Genomic DNA, 19,247 nt, shown 5'->3' on the forward strand with positions numbered 1-19,247 from the left:
CAGATGCGTATGAATGCTCGGACAGGCGTCAATGCTCCAGCCTCTGCGCAATCCTGTGCAACAGCGGAAAGAGCATGGCCCATAACAGCGCCAGGCCGATCAGCGTCGTTGCCGTGCCGTAGGTAAAGCTCACGCCTGCCAATTGACTGCCGGCGTAATAAGACAACGGCCCGCCCACTGCGCCCAGCAGGCTGGCCAGCCACCAGGGCTGTGCGCTCCAGGCCAGGCAATGCCGCAAGGTGGTGGCCAGCAAGGCCCATAACAGTATCAGCCACAGCGGAATCAGCGGCCCCGGCGTATTGAACTCAAACACGCCAAGCCCACGCAATGCCGTATCGATCAGTGTGCCCAGCACCGTCACGGCCAGAATCACTTGCCCCTCCCTGGCCCAGGAACTTATCCACAGCAGGTGCGCGCCCAGCGCCGCGATGCCGATCAGCAGCCAGCGGCTGTCGCCGCCGAGCACGCAGGCAAACCAGCCGCACTGAAACAGCACGGCGTTGGCCAGGGATTTAAGCACTGAAACGCCCGAGCAGCGGTGGATTGATCGCCGCCGGTTTGGCCAGCAGCAATTGCGCCGTACCAATGGTGCGTTCCATGAAGCCGCCCTCGCAGTAGCACAGGTAGAACTCCCACAGGCGCAGGAAGTATTCGTCGTAGCCAAGCTCGGTGAGACGGCCATGGGCGCGGCGAAAGTTCTCATGCCACAGGCGCAGGGTGCGGGCGTAGTGCAGGCCGAAGTCTTCCATGTGCAACAGGTTCATGTCGGTGTCGCGGCTGACGATCTGCAGCATGTTCTGTACACAGGGAAGGGCGCCGCCGGGAAATATATAGCGCTGGATAAAGTCGACGCTGCGCTTGGCCTGTTCGAAGCGTTGTTCGCGGATGGTGATGGCTTGCAGCAACATCAGGCCGTCGGGCTTGAGCAAATGGGCACATTGCTTGAAATAGGTGGGCAGGAAGCGATGGCCCACCGCTTCGATCATTTCGATCGACACCAGCTTATCGTACGTACCGGTGAGGTCACGGTAATCGCTTAGCAGCAAGGTCACTTGATCTTGCAGGCCCAGTGCCTGGATGCGTTGCGCGGTATAGGTGAACTGCTCCCTGGACAAGGTCGTAGTGGTGACCTTGCAACCGTAGTGCTGCGCCGCATACAGCGCCATGCTGCCCCAGCCGGTGCCGATTTCCAGCAGATGGTCGCTGGGCTTGAGCGCCAGCTTCTGGCAGATACGCGCCAACTTGTTCAGTTGGGCTTGCTCAAGGGTGTCATCAGGCGTGAGGAACTGCGCCGCCGAGTACATCATGGTGGGGTCGAGGAATTCTTCGAACAGGTCGTTGCCCAGGTCGTAATGGGCGGCGATATTTTTTTGCGAGCCTTTGCGCGTGTTGCGGTTGAGCCAGTGCAGGCCCTGGGTGAGCGGCCGGGCCAGGCGAGCGAGGCCGCCTTCCATGGCGTCGAGCACCTCCAGGTTGCTGACCATCACCCGCACCACGGCGGTGAGGTCGGGGCTGGTCCAATAACCATGGATAAACGCTTCGCCGGCGCCGATCGAACCATTGGCCGCCACCAGGCCCCAGGCCGCCGAGTCGAGAATCTGGATTTCACCCAGCAGGTGCGCTTCCCGGGCGCCGAAGACTTGTCGCTCGCCGTCCTCGATGATCACCAACTGACCATGGCGCAATTGGCTGAACTGGCGAAGCACGCCCTTGCGCAACAAGGCGGCGGTCACACCGTTGACGTTCAGCCGGTTGGCCTTGACCGATAAGCTAGGGGTTTTCATGGCGGCGATCCTTGGTGTACCCGACTGCGGTGCGAGAGGCACCATCGGCGGCCCGGTGGGGAAAAATCGGTGTGTGCTTGAGCAGCAGGCGCAGGGCTTGCCAGTAGATCGCCAGGCAGGTCTTGGCGGTCATCCACGGAAAACGCCATAAATAACCATGCAGGCTGGCGCGGCTCAGAGGTTGGCGTTCCAGGCTCAACGTGGCGTCAAAGAGTTTCTGCGTGCCTTGCCAATCGGCCATGTGCACGCCGAGCCGGGCGGCGGGCGGGCTGAAACTCATGCGGTATTCCAGGTCGCGAGGCAAAAACGGCGACACATGGAAGGCCTTGGCCACGGCGAAATGCTGGTGCTCATCGGCGCCGAGGGCCTGGGCCGGCAGCACGTAGTGATAGCGTTCGCGCCAAGGTGTGTTGGTCACTTCACACAGGATCGCAGCCAATCGTCCGTCGGCCTCGAAGCAGTAGAAGAAACTCACAGGATTAAAAGCCAGGCCCCAACTGCGGGCCTGGGTCAGTAGGCAGATAACGCCCCGGGGTGTATGCCCCAGGGCCTTGCCGACTTCGTGGCGCACGGCATCGCTCAAGCTCATGCCGTGGCGGGTGAATTCACGCAGATAGTCCTGCTGGCGGAAACCGAAGGGTGCCAAGCGACTTGGGCCGGCCATGGGCGACAGGCCAAGCACTTCATCCTCTTCGCTGAGGTCCAGGTACAGCAGGCCGATGCGGTAGCGAAAGGCGTGGGCCCTGGGCGCGAACCGGCGATGGGCGATCCAGCCGCTGTACAGGGCGCTGTTCACAGGGTTTCCCCAAAGGCTTGGGCCACGCGCAGGGCGCTGACCACGCCGTCTTCGTGAAAGCCGTTGGCCCAGTAGGCCCCGCAGTAAAAGGTATTGCGCACGCCGTTCAATTCTTCCCAGCGTGCCTGCGCCGCCACCGCGGCCAGGCTGTATTGCGGATGGGCGTAGGTGTAGCGCGCCAGGATCTTCAACGGGTTGATCATCGGCGTCTGGTTGAGGCTGACGCAAAAGGTGGTGGCGCTGTCGATGCCTTGCAGGATGTTCATGTCGTAGGTCACGGCGGCCTGTTGTTGCGTGTTGCCTGCCAGCCGGTAGTTCCAGCTGGCCCAAGCCAGTTTGCGGTCGGGCAGCAGGCGCGTGTCGGTGTGCAGCACCACGTCGTTGTCGGCGTAGGGCAGGGCACCGAGGATCTGTTGTTCGGCCTGGCTGGGGTCATCGAGCAAGGCCAGGGCCTGATCGCTGTGGCAGGCGAACACCACGCGGTCAAAGGTTTCGCTGCCGGCCGGGCTGTGGATAACCACACCCTCGTCGGTGCGTTGCACCTTATGCACAGGGCAATTGAGCCGTATCTGTTCGCGAAAGCTGCGGGTCAGCGGCTCGATATAACGGCTGGAGCCGCCTTCGATCACGCACCATTGCGGACGGTTGCTCACCGAGAGCAAGCCGTGGTTCTTGAAGAAACGCACAAAAAATTGCAGCGGGAACTTGAGCATATCGGCCAGGGACATCGACCAGATGGCCGCGCCCATCGGCACGATGTAATGCCGGATAAACCTGGGGCCATAGCCGCCAGCGGTGAGGTAATCGCCCAGGGTCATGTCGGCGCTGATGCGCTGCTCCTGCAAGTCCAGCGGCGCCTGGCGATTGAAGCGCAGGATATCGCGCAACATGCCCCAGAACCCCGGCGACAGAATATTGCGGCGCTGGGCAAACAGGCTGTTGAGGTTGTTGCCGTTGTACTCAAAGCCGGTGCTTTGGTCGCACACCGAAAAGCTCATCTCGGTGGGTTTGAACCTGACCCCGATCTGTTCCAGCAGGCGGATGAAGTTCGGGTAGGTCCAGTCGTTGAACACAATGAAGCCCGTGTCCACCGCATAGCTTTTGCCGTCGACCGTCACGTTGGCCGTATGGGTATGCCCGCCAATGCAGTCATTGGCTTCAAACAGCGTAATGTCGTGGCGACGGCTGAGCAGGTAGGCGCTGGTCAGCCCGGCGATGCCGCTGCCGATAATGGCGATCTTCACAGGTCGTCCTTCTTCGGTGGCGGGCTGCGCAGCATGCGTTTGCCGATGATCAGTTGCGCGCGGTTGGGCAGCTTCGACAGCGGCCACAAGGTGGCAATGAACATGGCCGGAAAGGCGATTTCCAGCGGGCGTTTTTCCAGCTTGGCGAAGATGTGTTTCGCCGCTTTGTCGGCCGGCCAGCTCAAGGGCATGGGGAAATCATTGCGTTCGGTCAGCGGCGTGTCGACAAAGCCTGGGCTGATCACGGTGACATCGATGTTTTCCGGCGACAGGCCGATACGCAGGGATTCGAACAAGTAACGCAGGCCGGCCTTGGATGCGCCGTAGGCTTCGGCGCGGGGCATGGGCAGGTAGGTCACGGCGCTGGCCACGCCCACCAGGTGCGGGGTACGCCCGGCGCGCAACAGCGGCAGCCCGGCCTCGATGCAATAACTGCTGGCCAGCAGGTTGGTACGCACCACGTGTTCGATGATCGAGGCATCAAATTGCCGGGCGTCCACATACTCACAGGTGCCGGCGTTGAGGATCACCGTGTCCAGTGAACCCCAGACCTCGCTGATACGCTCACCGATCTCGCGCACGGTCTGGCTGTTGGTCAAGTCGCCGGCCACCACCAGCACTTGCCCCGGATAGCGATGGGCGAGCGCTTCCAGCGGGCCTTTAGTGCGGGAGCTGAGCGCCACGTGGGCGCCGCTGTCGAGCAACTCCACGGCCAGCGCGGCACCGATACCACTGCTGGCGCCGGTCAGCCAGTAACGACGGGGCGGTGTAAGGCTCATCCCATTCTCCTTTTCAGCCAACGAATAACGCGACCCAGTAGGGGGACATGTTCATAGAGCAGGGCGCCGGCATCGAAATAGTCGCGATGGCGGTAAACCGTGTCGTGCCACATCAAATGGGAACAGCCTGGCACTTCGATCACCTGGCCGCCGGCCAGGCGTGGGTGACGAAAACGCATCGTCCAGCGTAGGTAGCCTTCGCCTTCGGCCACGGTATCGAAGCCGTGGAAGTCAAAATCCAGCTGGCTGACGTTGCTGTACAAGTCGGCAAAGTAACGCCGCAATGCGGGCAGGCCCTGGACTTCATGCAGGGGATCGGCAAAGGCGATGTCGTCGCTGTACAGGCTGCCAAGCAGGTGCAGATTGTGCTTGTCCAGCGTGGCGAAGGTGTGGGCGAACTGGCGCAGGAAGTCACTCATGTTCGGCCATCTCCTGTCGCGAAGGCAGCCGGCGAAAAGCGGCCAAGGCGCGCTCGCGGGACTGTTTCAAATCGACGATGGCACGCGGGTAATCCGCCACGCCGAACAGGCCGCCAGCCGCTTCGGGGTTGTGCACTTGTTTTTTATTCAGTGCGGCCAGCTCCGGGAGCCAGCGTTTGATGAACACGCCGTCGCCGTCGAATTTTTCCGATTGGCTCAGCGGGCTGAATATCCGGAAATACGGCGCAGAGTCGGTGCCGGTGGACGAACTCCACTGCCAGCCGCCGTTGTTGGCTGCCAGGTCGCCATCGATGAGGTGGCGCATAAAGAAGCGCTCACCTTCGCGCCAGTCGATCAGCAGGTTCTTGGTCAGGAACATCGCCACCACCATGCGCAGGCGGTTGTGCATCCAGCCGGTTTCCAGCAGTTGGCGCATGGCCGCGTCGATGATCGGCAAGCCGGTGCGCGCCTGTTGCCAGGCGGCCAGGTCCTCGGGCGCCTTGCGCCAGGCCAGCGCTTCGGTTTCCGGGCGAAACGCGCGGTGGCGGGAAACCCGAGGGTAGCCCACCAGAATGTGTTTATAGAACTCGCGCCACAGCAGCTCGTTGATCCAGGTGATGGCGCCGATGTCGCCGCTTTCGAACTCGCCCTGGTTGGTTTGCAGCGCGGCGTGCAAGCACTGGCGCGGCGAAACCACACCGGCGGCCAGGTAGGCAGAAAGCTGACTGGTGCCGGGCTTGGCCGGAAAGTCGCGTTCGTCCTTGTAATAGCTGATCTGCTGATCGGCGAAGGCATCGAGGCGACGGCGCGCTTCGTCTTCGCCTGCGGGCCAGAGCGCACGCAAGGTTTCGCTGGGTGTTTGGAAACCTTCGACTGTCGTCGGCACAGGGTCGCTCTTCACGCCAAGTTCGGCCTGGGCCTTTGGCGTCGGCACCACGCGGGGCAGGGCGCTGTGCAGGCGGCTGTAGCAGACCTTGCGGAACTGGCTGAACACCTGAAAGTAGGTGCCGGTCTTGGTCAGCACACTACCCGGCTGGAAAAACAGTTGGTCCAGGTAGCTGTGGAAGATCACACCGTCCGCTTCCAGGGCCTGGGCCACGGCGCTGTCGCGGCGGCTCTCGTGAATGCCGTATTCCTCGTTGACGTGTACCGACTCCACCGACAGCTCGCGGCACAGTTGACTCAGCACCGTCGGCGCCTGGTCCCAGGTCGCGGCGTGGCGGATTAACAGCGGGATGTTGAGGTTGCCCAGTGCTTGGCTCAGGTGCTGCAGGTTGCGCAGCCAGAAATCGACTTTGCACGGCGCGTCATCGTGGGCCAGCCATTGCTCGGGGGTGATCAGGTAAACAGCCGCGACGGGGCCGCGCTGGCTCGCGGCAGCCAGGGCAGTGTTGTCGTGCAGGCGCAAGTCGGTGCGCAGCCAGATCAGATGCATTTAGACAATTCCACGCTGGATCAATAATTGATGGGCCGACAACAGGTCCTCGGCCACGGACAACTCGGGGATGTCCTGGGTTAATACGCCCAACTCGGCGTGGTGGATGCACACCGTTGGTCCGGCAATCACCGTTGGGCAACTAATGCCGCCCAACAGTTTGCTGAGTGCCGGCACCTGCAGGGCCTTGCTCGAATACAGCAGCACCGCACGCGGTTGCAGGTGTTCCACCGCCAGGGCCAGTTCGCCGACCGGCAGCGGCCAATCGAACACTTCCACCGGGCAATCGGCACTGCTGGCTAGCCAAGCGCTTAGCCACAGGTGGGGTTCCAGGGGCAGGTCGGAGTGATTGACCAGCAACAGCGGCGCGCCGTGGAGTTGACGATTGTTGTGATAGATCCGTGCGCCGAACTTGCTGCGCAACCAGGACAGGAAAAACACCCGCTCCATCTGCGCGCCGAACTGGCCCTGCCAGCGCTGTTCCAGCTCGTTGAGCAGCGGCAGCATCAGTTGCTCGCACAGGGTGCGCGGCGGGTACAGCGCCATGGCCTGGTTGAACGCGTCATCGACCCGGCGTTCGGCCAGTTCACTGATGGCACTCACCAAGTGCTGGCGCAGGCTCTGCCACTCGTTTTCCATCGGCTCCGGGCTGCCTTGGGCGGAGTCGATCAGCCCCTTGACCTGGCTGACCGGCACGCCGCGATTGAGCCAGGTGAGGATGGCCTGGATGCGTTGCACGTGTTCGGCGCTGAACAACCGATGCCCTTTGGGTGTGCGCTGGGGCACGATGAGGCCATAGCGGCGCTCCCACGCGCGCAGTGTCACCGCATTCACGCCGGTCTGGCGCGCCACTTCGCGGATCGGCAACCAGCCGTTTTCCAGGGCCAGGGCAATGTCTTCGCCGGGTTCGTCGAGCAGGGCAGGTTTCATGGGTTAGATCGCATTACGCAGGCTGAGGTTTTCCGGGTGCGGTTGCAGGTAGGCCTGCTGCGCAATATAGCGGTCCGGATGTTGGCGAAAGTGATGCTTGAGCAGGGTCAGCGGCACCACCAGCGGCACGATGCCGTGGCGGTATTGGCCGATAACGGTCTGCATTTCCTGTTTGTCATCGTCGCTGATGGCCTGCTTGAGGTAGCCGCTGATGTGTTGCAGCACGTTGGTGTGAGTACCGCGGGTAGCGCACTTTTTCAGGCCCGTCATCAGCTCGCTGAAATAGCCGTGGGCCAGTGCCGGGAGATCGACGTCCTTGCCCATGCTGCCGAGCAAATGGCCCAGGCTTTTGTAATGCGCCGGGCTGTGGGCCATCAGCAGGTATTTGTAACGCGAGTGGAACGTCAGCAGGCGGTGACGGGTGAGGCCCTCGGCCAGCAATTGCTGCCAACTGGCGTACACGAAAACTCGGGTCAGGAAGTTTTCGCGCAGTACCGGGTCATTCAGGCGGCCGTCTTCTTCCACCGGCAGGTTGGGATGGCGGGCGCAGAATGCGCGGGCGTAGATACCGCGCCCGCCGCCGTCGACGGGCGTGCCGTTGTCGCGGTATATCTTGACCCGTTCAAGGCCGCAGGATGGCGACTTCTGCATGAAAATGTAACCGCACAGGTCGGTGTGTTCCCGCGCCATTCGCTGGCCGTAGTCGTCCAGAGGCTGCGTGACGTTGAGTTCACGGTTTACCGTACCAACGGCTTGCGGCGCGGCAGGATCGCCCACCAGGCGGATCGGCTCCCGAGGGATACCCAGGCCGATGGCGACTTCCGGGCACAGCGGCACAAAATCGAAATAGTCGCTGAGGGTCTGGGTGCACAGCAGGGATTGTTTATGCCCACCGTTGAAGCGCACGTTTTCACCCAGGAGGCAGGCACTGATGGCGATCTTCGGTTTTGCATTGCTGGACATAAGCAAACCTCTGCAATAATCCTGTACAAATCAATTAATCTGTACAACTACACCTCATCATAGATTCGATGTTGTACAAGTCAATTAATTTGTATAAGTTTTTTGCAGGCGAGCTATTTCCAGCCCATATGCCAGGCCGCAGGGTCTTTCAACGTTTGCCAGGGCAAGCGCTCAGCGCGTAGGGTCAGGATGGCTTGCAATTCGATCTCCAGCACAGTGCCTTCTTCGTCACGAAATATTTCAGTGACCAGAAAATGTTTTTCCTTGCGGCGGGGCTGTGCTGCCGTCCATTTCGACAGCAGCAGTTTGGCGGGATTGATGCGATTCATTGCAGATGCTCGATCAAGCGTCGCGCCGCTTCCTGGCCGCTGAGCCAGGCGCCCTCCACACGGCCGGAGAGGCACCAGTCACCGCAGACGAACAAGCCCAGGTCAGCATCGGCCAGCACTCCGAACTCATGGCTGCTGGACGGCCGGGCGTAGAGCCAGCGGTGCGCCAGGCTGAACGACGGCGCGGGCATGGCGCTGTGCAGCAACTCTGCGAATGCACCGTGCAGGTGTTCGATCACCGCTTCCTTGGGCAGGTCCAGGTGGGCCTTGCTCCAGGCGCTGGTGGCGTGCAGCACCCAGGTGTCGAGAGCGGTGTCACGTCCGGGTTTGCTGCGGTTGCGTGCCAGCCAATCCAAGGGGCTGTCTTGTACGAAGCAGCCCTCCATCGGGGTATCCAGGGGCTTGTCGAATGCCAGGGCGATGGCCCAGGTCGGGTCCATCTTTACGCCGGCTGCAGCACTCGCCAGTTTGGGCGCGGCGGCCAGCAACGTGGTGGCTTGGGGCGCTGGCGTGGCGACGATCACATGGCTGAAGGGACCATGGTTGCCGCCGTCCGCGTCGAGCAAATTCCAGTGCTGCGTACCTTGGAATACCTCGGTGATACGGCAACCGAATTCCACCGGCAGGTCATCGAGCAACGCGCGTGTAATGGCGCTCATGCGCGGCGTACCGACCCAGCGGATCTGTTCATCGGGGGAGGGCGTCAGTTGGCCGGACTTGAAATTGTACAGCTGGGGCTTCCATTGCTCTGCCCAGCCGTTGCTTTGCCAGCGCTGCACTTCGTTGACGAAGCGCCGGTCACGGGCGGTGAAGTATTGCGCACCCATGTCCAGCGCACCGGCGTCACTGCGCTTGCTGGACATGCGGCCACCGCTGCCGCGGCTTTTATCGAAGAGTTGTACGGCGTGCCCGGCGTCTTGTAACGCTCGGGCAGCGGAGAGACCGGCGATGCCGGCACCAATGATCGCGATGGGAACAGTCATGGGAGGCCTCGTTTTACCGTTGGGTACAGACTACGCCGACACCAATAGCTGTACAATATTGTTTTTTGGTATAAGTTTTGGCGTGCCTGAATGTGTGGCGTGACCTATGGTTAAAGCTAAGGCTTAAACACCCGTCACGCTCGATTATCAAATTGATCCCTGCTTATAAAATAGACCAGTGAGCGGCGGCGAACGTTACATGAGGAGAGTCCCATGCATATTTTGCTGACCGGCGGTACCGGCCTGATTGGCCGTCAACTCTGCAAGCACTGGCTCGCCCAGGGTCATCGCCTGACGGTGTTGAGTCGGCAACCGGAAACGGTCGCCCAGGTATGCGGTGATAAGGTGCTTGGGGTCGCTCGTCTGCAAGAGGTGATTGGCACGGTGGACGCGGTGGTCAATCTGGCGGGCGCGCCCATTGCCGATCGGCCCTGGACGCACAAACGCAAGGCGTTGCTGTGGAGCAGTCGCATCAGCCTCACGGAATCCCTGGTGGCGTGGATGGAGGGGCTGGAGCAAAAGCCGACGGTACTGATCTCCGGTTCCGCCGTGGGTTGGTATGGTGACGGCGGTGAGCGCGAATTGACTGAGGCCAGCGGCCCGGTACTGGATGATTTCCCCAGCCAGCTGTGCATTGCCTGGGAAGAAACCGCCCAGCGTGCCGAAGCCCTGGGCATACGTGTGGTGCTGGTGCGCACTGGCCTGGTGCTGGCGGCCGAGGGCGGCTTTTTGTCGCGCCTGTTGCTGCCGTTCAAACTGGCGCTGGGCGGGCCGATCGGCAAGGGTCGGCAGTGGATGCCCTGGGTGCATATCAAGGATCAAATCGCCCTGATTGATTTTCTTCTGCACAAGGAAGACGCCAGCGGTCCTTATAATGCCTGCGCGCCTCACCCGGTGCGTAACCGCGAGTTTGCCAAGACCCTGGGCCAGGTGTTGCACCGCCCGGCGTTCATGCCGATGCCGGCCTTCGCGTTGAAGGTTGGTCTGGGAGAGTTGTCCGGCCTGTTGCTGGGCGGGCAAAAGGCACTGCCCGAGCGGCTGTTGGCGGCGGGTTTCACTTTCCAGTTCACTGAATTGCGTGCGGCTCTGGACGACTTGTCCAGCCGCCTCTAGAGATAGGATGTTGCATGACGGATCACGCGTTGTTACTGGTCAACCTGGGCTCGCCAAAGTCCACTTCGGTGGCCGATGTGCGCAGCTACCTCAATCAGTTCCTGATGGATCCCTACGTCATCGACTTGCCTTGGCCGGTAAGGCGCTTGCTGGTGTCGCTGATCCTGATCAAGCGTCCCGAGCAGTCGGCCCATGCCTACGCATCGATCTGGTGGGACGAGGGTTCGCCGCTGGTGGTGCTGAGCCGCCGCCTGCAACAGCAGATGACCGCGCAGTGGACCCATGGTCCGGTGGAGCTGGCAATGCGGTATGGCGAGCCGTCCCTGGAAACCACCCTGACGCGCCTGGCTGCCCAGGGCATCCAGAACGTCACGCTGGCGCCATTGTATCCGCAGTTTGCCGACAGCACCGTGACCACGGTGGTGGAGGAGGCCAAGCGTGTGGTGCGCGACAAGAAGCTGAATATCCAGTTTTCGATCCTGCAACCTTTCTATGATCAGCCGGAATATCTGGATGCCCTGGTGACCAGCACCCAGGCTCACCTGGCGCAGGATTACGATCATTTGTTGCTGAGTTTCCATGGCTTGCCCGAGCGGCATCTGAAAAAGCTCGACCCTACCGGCGGGCATTGCTTCAAGGATGCCGACTGCTGCAAGAATGCATCACCTGAAGTGCTCGCCACGTGCTATCGCGCGCAATGCTTCAGCGTTGCCCGGGATTTTGCCGAGCGTGCCGGCTTGCCCGATGGCAAATGGTCGGTCGCGTTTCAATCGCGTCTGGGTCGGGCGAAGTGGATCGAGCCCTATACCGAGGCACGCCTGGAAGCGCTGGCCCAGCAAGGTGTGAAAAAGTTGCTGGTGATGTGCCCGGCGTTTGTCGCCGACTGCATCGAGACGCTGGAAGAAATTGGCGATCGCGGTCGCGAGCAGTTTCGCGCGGCGGGGGGCGAGGAGTTGGTGCTGGTGCCGTGCCTGAATGATGACCCGCAGTGGGCGGCGGCGCTTAATACCCTGTGCGAACGAGCGCCCGTTGCCTTGTAGTCAAGCCTTGCGGTGACTCAAATGTGGGAGGGGGCTTGCTCCCGATAGCGGTGGATCAGTGACAGATATACTGACTGACACACTGCGATCGGGGGCAAGCCCCCTCCCACATTTAGTCCAATGTTCGTCAGAGATTGAGGGTCAGGCTGACTGTGAGGTTGCGCGGCTCGCCGGGGTTGGCCCAGTACCTGCTGTAGGAGCGCTCGTAATACTTCTCATCGAACAGGTTATTCAGGTTCAACCCCACGGTGACATTCTCTGTCGCCTTGTAATGGGCGAGCAAATCCACGGTGTGGTAGGCCGGCAGCTCAAAACCTGTACCCGCTTCACCAGAACGATCACCCACGTAGGTGAACGCCGCACCCAGGTCCGAACCGCGCAACGCGCCATCCTGGAATTCATACACCCCCAACAGACTGCCGCTGCGTTTGGCCACGCCGAGAATGCGGCTGCCCGTGGGTATGTCTTTGTCGCCCTTGGTCACTTCGGCGTCGATATACGCGAAGGCGCCGATCACGCGTATGGCGTCGGTCACTTGCCCGGTCACCTGCAGGTCAAAGCCCTGGCTGCGGGCCTTGCCCATGGCGCGGTTGGTGTCAGTCGCCGGATCCAGGGCCAAAACGTTTTCCTTTTCGATATGGAAGGCGGCCAGGGTGGCGCTGAGGCGCTCGTCAAACAGTTCGCTCTTGATCCCCACCTCATAGCCCACGCCTTCTTCTGGCTTGAAGGATTTGCCACCGGCATCCAGGCCGCTGTTTGGCTTGAACGAGGTGGACGCGTTGGCAAATACCCCGACTTGTGGCGTGAGTTGGTAGAGCAGGCCGGCGCGCTGGGTGAAGGCGTCGTGGGTCTGGCGATTCTTGGTGTGGTTGCGGGCGAAGTCGTCGGTGCTTTGTTCGAAATGTTCGAAGCGCGCGCCGATCATGCCGCGCAGGCGGTCAGTGAAGATGATCTGGTCTTGCAGGTTGAGCGCTTGGCTTTTTACTTGCTCGAAAACATCGGTGCCGGAGCGCTCTCCGTTGGGTTTGGCCTGGCCGTAAATCGGGTTGTGGATATCGATGGTATAGCGGCTGCCACCGATGGTGGTGACGCGCTCTTTCTTGCGGTAGTCCTCGTATTCGGCACCCACCAGCAGTTCATGTTGCCAGCTGCCAATGTCGAACTTACCGTGCAGCTCCAGCTGGGTGATGCTGTCGTGCCAACCGTTGGAGCGCTCACGATAGCGGCGGTCGACGGTATGGCCGTCGGCATTCAGGGCGCGGCTTTCCGACGCGTCACCCCACAGGCTGCCTTGCTTGTAGTGGCTGGCCAGGCGCAGCTTCCAGGCATCGTTGAGGTAGTGTTCCAACGCGGCCTGGATGCGATTGTTGTGGTTATCAATATTGCCGTCGTTGGGCTCGCCGAGGAAGGTTGAATGGGACATGCCGGTATTGGCGACGATGCCGCGGTCGAAGGTGGAGCTGTGGCGCACAAATTCGCTTTCTACGAGCAGATGGGTGTCGGGGTCGAGTTGCCAACTGAATGAAGGCGCGACGAACACCCGTTTGCTGTCGACGTGATCGCGAAAGCTGTGGTTGTCTTCCACCGCCAGGTTGACCCGGGACAATACGCGCCCTTCGCTGTCCAGCGGTGTATTCACGTCCAAAGCGGTGCGGTAGCGGTCCCAACTACCGGCGCTGGTCTGCAGGGTGGTGAAGGCGTCGGGCTGGGGTTTCTTGGTGACGATATTCACCGTACCACCAGGGTCGCCACGCCCATACAGGCTGGCGGCGGGGCCCTTGAGCACTTCAATGCGTTCGATATTGGCGGTATCGGGTGTGCTCGGGTAACCGCGGTTGGCGCTGAAACCATCCTGGTAGAACTCGGACGTGGTGAAGCCGCGCACGCTGTATTCGTAGAGGGTCAGGCCGCCGAAGTTGTTCTGCTTGGACACGCCGCCGGCAAATTCCAGGGCGCGTTCCACATTGGTGCTGCCCAGGTCCTTGAGCACTGTGGCCGGAATCACGCTGATCGACTGTGGGATATCGCGCAGGGCGGTGTCGGTCTTGGTGGCACTGGCCGAGCGTGTGGCGCGGTAGCCCGTGACTGGCCCGGTAGCGGATTCATAGGCCTCGGAGGTCACGCTGATGGTGTCCAGTTCCAGGGTGTTTTCTTCGGCGTAGGCAGGGTCGAGCAGCAAACCCAGGGCCAGGCCGGCCGAGGGCACAAACTTGCGAGACGGCATGATAGAACGTTCCAATGACGATATTGAAACAATATAACATGACTAATGAGGGTGAATGCTGTGAAACGTGTCCATCAAGCGCCCTCGAACGGGCGCCTGATGTGCGTAGGCTATTGTTCTTCTTTCACCGGTGCCGTTGCCGGCGGTGGGCGCAGGCCGATTTCCGCTGACAGCTTGATCTCCTTGCCGTTGCGCATGACCTGGATCGCCACCTTGTCGGTCGGCTTGATCCGTGCCACCTGGTTCATCGATTTGCGGCCATCACCGGCCGGGGCTCCGTCGATACTGAGGATCACATCGCCCAGTTGCAGGCCGGCTTTCTGCGCCGGGCCGTCGCGGAAGATCCCGGCAACCACGATGCCCGGGCGGCCGGTCAAGCCGAACGACTCGGCCAGTTCCTTGGTCAGTGGCTGCACTTCAATGCCCAGCCAGCCACGAATCACCTGGCCGTGTTCGATGATCGACTTCATCACTTCCATCGCCAGCTTCACCGGGATCGCGAAACCAATGCCCTGTGAGCCGCCGGACTTGGAAAAAATCGCGGTATTGATGCCCGTCAGGTTGCCATTGGCATCCACCAGCGCTCCGCCGGAATTGCCCGGGTTGATGGCCGCGTCGGTCTGGATGAAGTCTTCATAGCTGTTTAGGCCCAACTGGTTACGCCCGGTGGCGCTGATGATGCCCATGGTGACCGTCTGGCCAACGCCGAACGGGTTGCCGATGGCCAGCGCCACATCACCCACGCGCAAACCGTCGGAACGGCCGAGGGTGATGGACGGCAGATTCTTCAAATCGATCTTCAGTACCGCAAGGTCGGTTTCCGGGTCACTGCCCACCACGCGGGCCAAGGTCTCGCGACCATCACGCAGGGCCACCACGATCTGGTCGGCGCCGCTGGTCACGTGGTTATTGGTGAGGATGTAGCCTTCGGGGCTCATGATCACCCCGGAACCCAGGCTGGACTCCATGCGGCGTTGCTTGGGACCGTTGTCACCGAAATAGCGGCGGAACTGCGGGTCTTCGAACAATGGATGCGCGGGTTTGTTGATGACCTTGGTGGTGTACAGGTTAACCACCGCAGGTGCTGCAATGGTGACCGCATCGGCATAGGTCACCGGGCCTTGCACCACCGTGCTGGTCTGCGGCGCCTGTTGCAGGTTCACATCCAGGGTAGGCAGGCCCACCCACTGGGGATAACGCTGGATAATCAGCATCGCGATCAGCACGCCAGCCAACAATGGCCATCCAAAAAAACGCAGTGCCTTGAGCATCAAGTAAGTCCTGACAGGTTGCAGGGGACGGGAGAGCGCCCATAATGTCGCGCATTATACGAGGCTGCGAGGCCTGCGAACGGGATATTTAGGAGTCTTTTATGGCCGTCCCCCTTACCACCCTCGTCGAGGAAGCGGACCGCTACCTCGGCAGTGCAAAAATTGCTGATTATTGCCCCAATGGCCTGCAGGTCGAGGGGCGTCCGCAGGTGATGCGCATCGTCAGTGGCGTGACCGCCAGCCAAGCATTGCTGGACGCCGCCGTCGAAGCCAAGGCCGATCTGGTGCTGGTGCACCATGGCTATTTCTGGAAGGGCGAAAACCCCTGCATCACCGGCATGAAGCAGCGCCGCCTGAAGACCCTGCTCAAGCACGACATCAGCCTGTTGGCCTACCACTTGCCTTTGGACCTGCACGCCGATGTCGGCAACAACGTGCAACTGGCGCGTCACCTGGACATCACCGTCGAAGGCCCGCTGGACCCGAGCAACCCCAAGATCGTCGGCCTGGTTGGGTCCCTGGCTGAGCCTCTATCGCCCCGGGACTTCGCTCGCCGCGTGCAGGACGTGATGGGCCGCGAGCCACTGCTGATCGAAGGTAGCCAGATGATCCGTCGCGTCGGTTGGTGCACCGGGGGTGGCCAGGGCTATATCGACCAGGCAATTGCCGCCGGTGTCGACCTCTACCTGAGCGGTGAGGCCTCCGAACAAACCTTCCACAGCGCCCGCGAAAACGACATCAGCTTCATCGCCGCCGGCCATCACGCCACCGAGCGCTACGGCGTTCAGGCATTGGGCGACTACCTGGCGCGACGCTTTGCCCTGGAGCATCTGTTCATCGATTGCCCGAACCCGATCTGAATGTGGGAGGGAGCTAGCCCCTCCCACTCTTGACCCCATTTCAGGCCAAACTCGACGGCATATTCATATACCGTTTCGATCTAGTTGGCGCCCTGAATAGAAGCAGGTGCTGTGCTAGCATGCCTCGCTCGAACACGGCCCGCTGGCCGTCCATAAGATCGTTTTTCCGTGAGTAACCATGGTCGACAAACTGACGCATCTGAAACAGCTGGAGGCGGAAAGCATCCACATCATCCGCGAGGTCGCCGCCGAGTTCGACAACCCGGTGATGCTCTACTCGATCGGTAAAGACTCCGCCGTGATGCTGCACCTGGCACGCAAGGCCTTCTTCCCAGGCAAGCTGCCGTTCCCGGTGATGCACGTCGACACCCGCTGGAAATTCCAGGAGATGTACAAGTTCCGCGACCGCATGGTTGAAGAGCTGGGCCTGGACCTGATTACCCACGTCAACCCCGATGGCGTGGCGCAGGGCATCAACCCGTTCACCCACGGCAGCGCCAAGCACACCGATATCATGAAGACCGAGGGCCTCAAGCAGGCCCTGGACAAGCATGGTTTCGACGCAGCGTTCGGTGGTGCCCGTCGCGATGAAGAGAAATCCCGTGCCAAAGAGCGCGTGTACTCGTTCCGCGACAGCAAACACCGCTGGGACCCGAAGAACCAGCGCCCGGAGCTGTGGAACGTCTACAACGGCAACGTCAACAAGGGCGAGTCGATCCGTGTGTTCCCGCTGTCCAACTGGACCGAGCTGGACATCTGGCAGTACATCTACCTGGAAGGCATCCCGATTGTGCCGCTGTACTTCGCCGCCGAGCGCGACGTGATCGAGAAGAACGGCACGTTGATCATGATCGACGACGACCGCATCCTCGAGCACCTGTCCGACGAAGACAAAGCCCGCATCGTCAAAAAGAAAGTACGTTTCCGCACCCTTGGCTGCTACCCGTTGACGGGTGCGGTGGAGTCCGAAGCCGAGACGCTGACGGACATCATTCAGGAAATGCTCCTGACGCGAACTTCCGAGCGCCAGGGCCGGGTCATCGATCACGATGGCGCCGGCTCCATGGAAGACAAAAAACGTCAGGGTTATTTCTAAGGGGTTGTCATGTCGCACGTATCTGATTTGATCAGCGAGGACATCCTCGCCTACCTGGCCCAGCACGAGCGCAAGGAAATGTTGCGCTTCCTGACCTGCGGCAACGTCGATGACGGTAAGAGCACCCTGATCGGGCGCCTGCTGCACGACTCCAAGATGATCTACGAAGATCACCTGGAAGCCATCACCCGCGATTCGAAGAAATCCGGCACCACGGGCGACGATATCGACCTGGCCTTGCTGGTCGACGGCCTGCAGGCCGAGCGTGAGCAGGGCATCACCATCGATGTCGCCTACCGCTACTTCTCTACCGCCAAGCGCAAATTCATCATCGCCGACACCCCCGGCCATGAGCAGTACACCCGCAACATGGCCACGGGTGCGTCTACCTGTGACCTGGCGATCATCCTGATCGACGCCCGCTATGGGGTTCAGACCCAGACCCGGCGTCACAGCTTTATCGCTTCGTTGCTGGGGATCAAGCACATCGTGGTGGCCGTCAACAAGATGGACATCAATGGCTTTGACCAGAGCGTCTTCGAGTCGATCAAGGCCGATTACCTGAAGTTCGCCGAAGGTATCGCGTTCAAGCCGAGCACCTTGGCCTTTGTACCGATGTCGGCGCTCAAGGGCGACAACGTGGTGAACAAGAGCGAGCGTTCGCCCTGGTACACCGGCCAGTCGCTGATGGAGATCCTCGAGACCGTCGAGATCGCCAATGACCGCAACTACACCGACCTGCGTTTCCCGGTGCAGTACGTCAACCGTCCGAACCTGAATTTCCGTGGTTTCGCCGGCACCCTGGCCAGCGGCATCGTGCACAAGGGCGATGAAGTGGTGGTGCTGCCGTCGGGCAAGAGCAGCCGGGTCAAATCCATTGTCACCTTCGAAGGTGAGCTGGAAAACGCCGGCCCAGGCCAGGCCGTGACCTTGACCATGGAAGACGAGATCGATATCTCCCGTGGCGACCTGCTGGTGCATGCCGACAACGTGCCACAAGTGACCGACGCCTTCGACGCCATGCTGGTGTGGATGGCCGAAGAACCGATGTTGCCGGGCAAGAAATACGATATCAAGCGCGCCACCAGCTACGTGCCGGGCTCCATCACCAGCATCGTGCACCGCGTGGATGTGAACACCCTGGCCGAAGGCCCGGCGAGTTCGCTGCAACTCAACGAAATCGGCCGGGTCAAGGTCAGTCTCGACGCCGCCATTGCGTTGGATGGCTATGACAGTAACCGCACCACCGGCGCCTTTATCGTTATCGACCGTTTGACCAACGGCACTGTGGCTGCGGGCATGATCATCGCGCCGCCGGTCAATCATGGCGGTTCTGCGCAGCACGGCAGTCTCGCGCACGTCGCCACCGAAGAGCGCGCCCTGCGTTTCGGTCAGCAGCCGGCCACGGTGCTGTTCAGCGGCCTGTCCGGCGCTGGCAAAAGCACCTTGGCCTACGCGGTTGAGCGCAAGCTGTTTGACATGGGGCGTGCGGTGTTTGTACTGGACGGCCAGAACCTGCGTCACGACCTGAACAAGGGCTTGCCTCAGGACCGTGCCGGGCGTACCGAAAACTGGCGCCGTGCGGCTCACGTCGCGCGTCAGTTCAATGAGGCTGGCTTGCTGACCCTGGCCGCATTCGTTGCGCCGGATGCCGAAGGCCGTGAGCAGGCCAAGGCGCTGATCGGCGCTGACCGTTTGCTGACGGTCTATGTGCAGGCCTCGCCGCTGGTATGCGCCGAGCGTGATCCGCAAGGTTTGTACGCGGCGGGTGGGGATAACATTCCGGGTGAATCTTTCCCGTACGACGTGCCGTTGAATGCCGACCTGGTAATCGACACCCAGGCCTTGTCGCTGGAAGGCAGTGTCAAGCAAGTGCTGGAGTTGTTGCGCCAGCGCGGCGCGATCTAAGGGTTGGCGCTACAAAAAAGCCCGCCACCGATGACTCGGTGGCGGGCTTTTTTTACATCTTCAAGATCGAGCG

General features: G+C 61.2%; 18 protein-coding genes. 5 read left to right on the forward strand and 13 right to left on the reverse strand.

What is annotated here, in order from left to right; translation table 11 throughout:
• Nucleotides 1–28: 28 nt before the first annotated feature.
• The 11 genes from KVH01_RS26830 to KVH01_RS26880 all read right to left on the reverse strand — a co-directional run bounded on the left by KVH01_RS26830 (nucleotide 29) and on the right by KVH01_RS26880 (nucleotide 9,662).
• Nucleotides 29–520 carry a DUF2878 domain-containing protein gene (locus KVH01_RS26830; RefSeq protein WP_217883521.1) on the reverse strand — a complete coding sequence of 164 codons (492 nt, stop codon included), beginning with the start codon at nucleotides 518–520 and terminating at the stop codon, nucleotides 29–31.
• Nucleotides 513–1,784, reverse strand: a complete 1,272-nt coding sequence (locus tag KVH01_RS26835; RefSeq protein ID WP_217883522.1) for an SAM-dependent methyltransferase — start codon at nucleotides 1,782–1,784, stop codon at nucleotides 513–515. Before KVH01_RS26835 ends, KVH01_RS26830 begins: the two co-directional genes overlap by 8 nt.
• A complete protein-coding gene (locus KVH01_RS26840; protein ID WP_217883523.1) occupies nucleotides 1,771–2,580 on the reverse strand; it encodes a DUF1365 domain-containing protein in 810 nt (269 codons plus the stop codon). The genes KVH01_RS26835 and KVH01_RS26840 overlap by 14 nt, the downstream gene beginning before the upstream one ends.
• Nucleotides 2,577–3,824, reverse strand: a complete 1,248-nt coding sequence (locus tag KVH01_RS26845) for an NAD(P)/FAD-dependent oxidoreductase (protein WP_217883524.1) — start codon at nucleotides 3,822–3,824, stop codon at nucleotides 2,577–2,579. Before KVH01_RS26845 ends, KVH01_RS26840 begins: the two co-directional genes overlap by 4 nt.
• Nucleotides 3,821–4,603, reverse strand: a complete 783-nt coding sequence (locus tag KVH01_RS26850) for an SDR family NAD(P)-dependent oxidoreductase (protein ID WP_217883525.1) — start codon at nucleotides 4,601–4,603, stop codon at nucleotides 3,821–3,823. Before KVH01_RS26850 ends, KVH01_RS26845 begins: the two co-directional genes overlap by 4 nt.
• Nucleotides 4,600–5,022, reverse strand: coding sequence for a nuclear transport factor 2 family protein (locus KVH01_RS26855; RefSeq protein ID WP_217883526.1), 423 nt, complete (start codon nucleotides 5,020–5,022; stop codon nucleotides 4,600–4,602). Before KVH01_RS26855 ends, KVH01_RS26850 begins: the two co-directional genes overlap by 4 nt.
• The gene (gene phrB / locus KVH01_RS26860) at nucleotides 5,015–6,457 is read right to left on the reverse strand and encodes a deoxyribodipyrimidine photo-lyase (RefSeq protein WP_217883527.1); all 1,443 of its coding nucleotides are present in this window, start codon (nucleotides 6,455–6,457) and stop codon (nucleotides 5,015–5,017) included. Before phrB ends, KVH01_RS26855 begins: the two co-directional genes overlap by 8 nt.
• Entirely contained in the window at nucleotides 6,458–7,387 is a 930-nt protein-coding gene (locus KVH01_RS26865; protein WP_094775124.1) for a MerR family transcriptional regulator, read from the reverse strand.
• 3 nt (nucleotides 7,388–7,390) lie between these two features.
• Nucleotides 7,391–8,350, reverse strand: a complete 960-nt coding sequence (locus KVH01_RS26870; RefSeq protein WP_217883528.1) for a YbgA family protein — start codon at nucleotides 8,348–8,350, stop codon at nucleotides 7,391–7,393.
• A gap of 113 nt (nucleotides 8,351–8,463) precedes the next feature.
• The gene (locus tag KVH01_RS26875; protein WP_217883529.1) at nucleotides 8,464–8,679 is read right to left on the reverse strand and encodes a TIGR02450 family Trp-rich protein; all 216 of its coding nucleotides are present in this window, start codon (nucleotides 8,677–8,679) and stop codon (nucleotides 8,464–8,466) included.
• Nucleotides 8,676–9,662 (reverse strand): NAD(P)/FAD-dependent oxidoreductase, encoded by a 987-nt coding sequence (locus KVH01_RS26880; RefSeq protein ID WP_217883530.1) that lies wholly within the window; start codon nucleotides 9,660–9,662, stop codon nucleotides 8,676–8,678. Before KVH01_RS26880 ends, KVH01_RS26875 begins: the two co-directional genes overlap by 4 nt.
• A gap of 213 nt (nucleotides 9,663–9,875) precedes the next feature.
• Here KVH01_RS26880 and KVH01_RS26885 point away from each other — a divergent pair, with 213 nt between their 5' ends.
• Together KVH01_RS26885 and hemH are read left to right on the forward strand one after the other, a co-directional pair.
• Nucleotides 9,876–10,775, forward strand: a complete 900-nt coding sequence (locus KVH01_RS26885) for a TIGR01777 family oxidoreductase (protein ID WP_217883531.1) — start codon at nucleotides 9,876–9,878, stop codon at nucleotides 10,773–10,775.
• Nucleotides 10,776–10,789: 14 nt separating this feature from the next.
• Complete coding sequence (gene hemH / locus KVH01_RS26890; RefSeq protein WP_217883532.1) at nucleotides 10,790–11,815, forward strand: ferrochelatase; 1,026 nt, start codon at nucleotides 10,790–10,792, stop codon at nucleotides 11,813–11,815.
• A 127-nt stretch (nucleotides 11,816–11,942) separates the two neighbouring features.
• On the opposite strand, the gene KVH01_RS26895 is transcribed toward hemH, so the two are convergent.
• Together KVH01_RS26895 and algW are read right to left on the reverse strand one after the other, a co-directional pair.
• Nucleotides 11,943–14,039: a TonB-dependent siderophore receptor gene (locus KVH01_RS26895; RefSeq protein ID WP_217883533.1), complete on the reverse strand. Its 2,097-nt coding sequence runs from the start codon at nucleotides 14,037–14,039 to the stop codon at nucleotides 11,943–11,945.
• A gap of 110 nt (nucleotides 14,040–14,149) precedes the next feature.
• On the reverse strand, nucleotides 14,150–15,310 hold the full coding sequence (gene algW / locus KVH01_RS26900) for a Do family serine endopeptidase AlgW (RefSeq protein WP_043049273.1): 1,161 nt from the start codon (nucleotides 15,308–15,310) through the stop codon (nucleotides 14,150–14,152).
• Between the two features lie 101 nt (nucleotides 15,311–15,411).
• Here algW and KVH01_RS26905 point away from each other — a divergent pair, with 101 nt between their 5' ends.
• The 3 genes from KVH01_RS26905 to cysN all read left to right on the forward strand — a co-directional run bounded on the left by KVH01_RS26905 (nucleotide 15,412) and on the right by cysN (nucleotide 19,174).
• Nucleotides 15,412–16,170, forward strand: coding sequence for a Nif3-like dinuclear metal center hexameric protein (locus KVH01_RS26905; RefSeq protein ID WP_043049274.1), 759 nt, complete (start codon nucleotides 15,412–15,414; stop codon nucleotides 16,168–16,170).
• Nucleotides 16,171–16,348: 178 nt separating this feature from the next.
• A complete protein-coding gene (gene cysD / locus KVH01_RS26910; RefSeq protein WP_043049276.1) occupies nucleotides 16,349–17,266 on the forward strand; it encodes a sulfate adenylyltransferase subunit CysD in 918 nt (305 codons plus the stop codon).
• 9 nt (nucleotides 17,267–17,275) lie between these two features.
• A complete protein-coding gene (cysN, locus tag KVH01_RS26915) occupies nucleotides 17,276–19,174 on the forward strand; it encodes a sulfate adenylyltransferase subunit CysN (RefSeq protein ID WP_217883534.1) in 1,899 nt (632 codons plus the stop codon).
• Nucleotides 19,175–19,247: the final 73 nt, after the last annotated feature.

The organism is Pseudomonas khavaziana (genome assembly GCF_019145205.1).
Taxonomy (GTDB): Bacteria; Pseudomonadota; Gammaproteobacteria; order Pseudomonadales; family Pseudomonadaceae; genus Aquipseudomonas; species Aquipseudomonas khavaziana.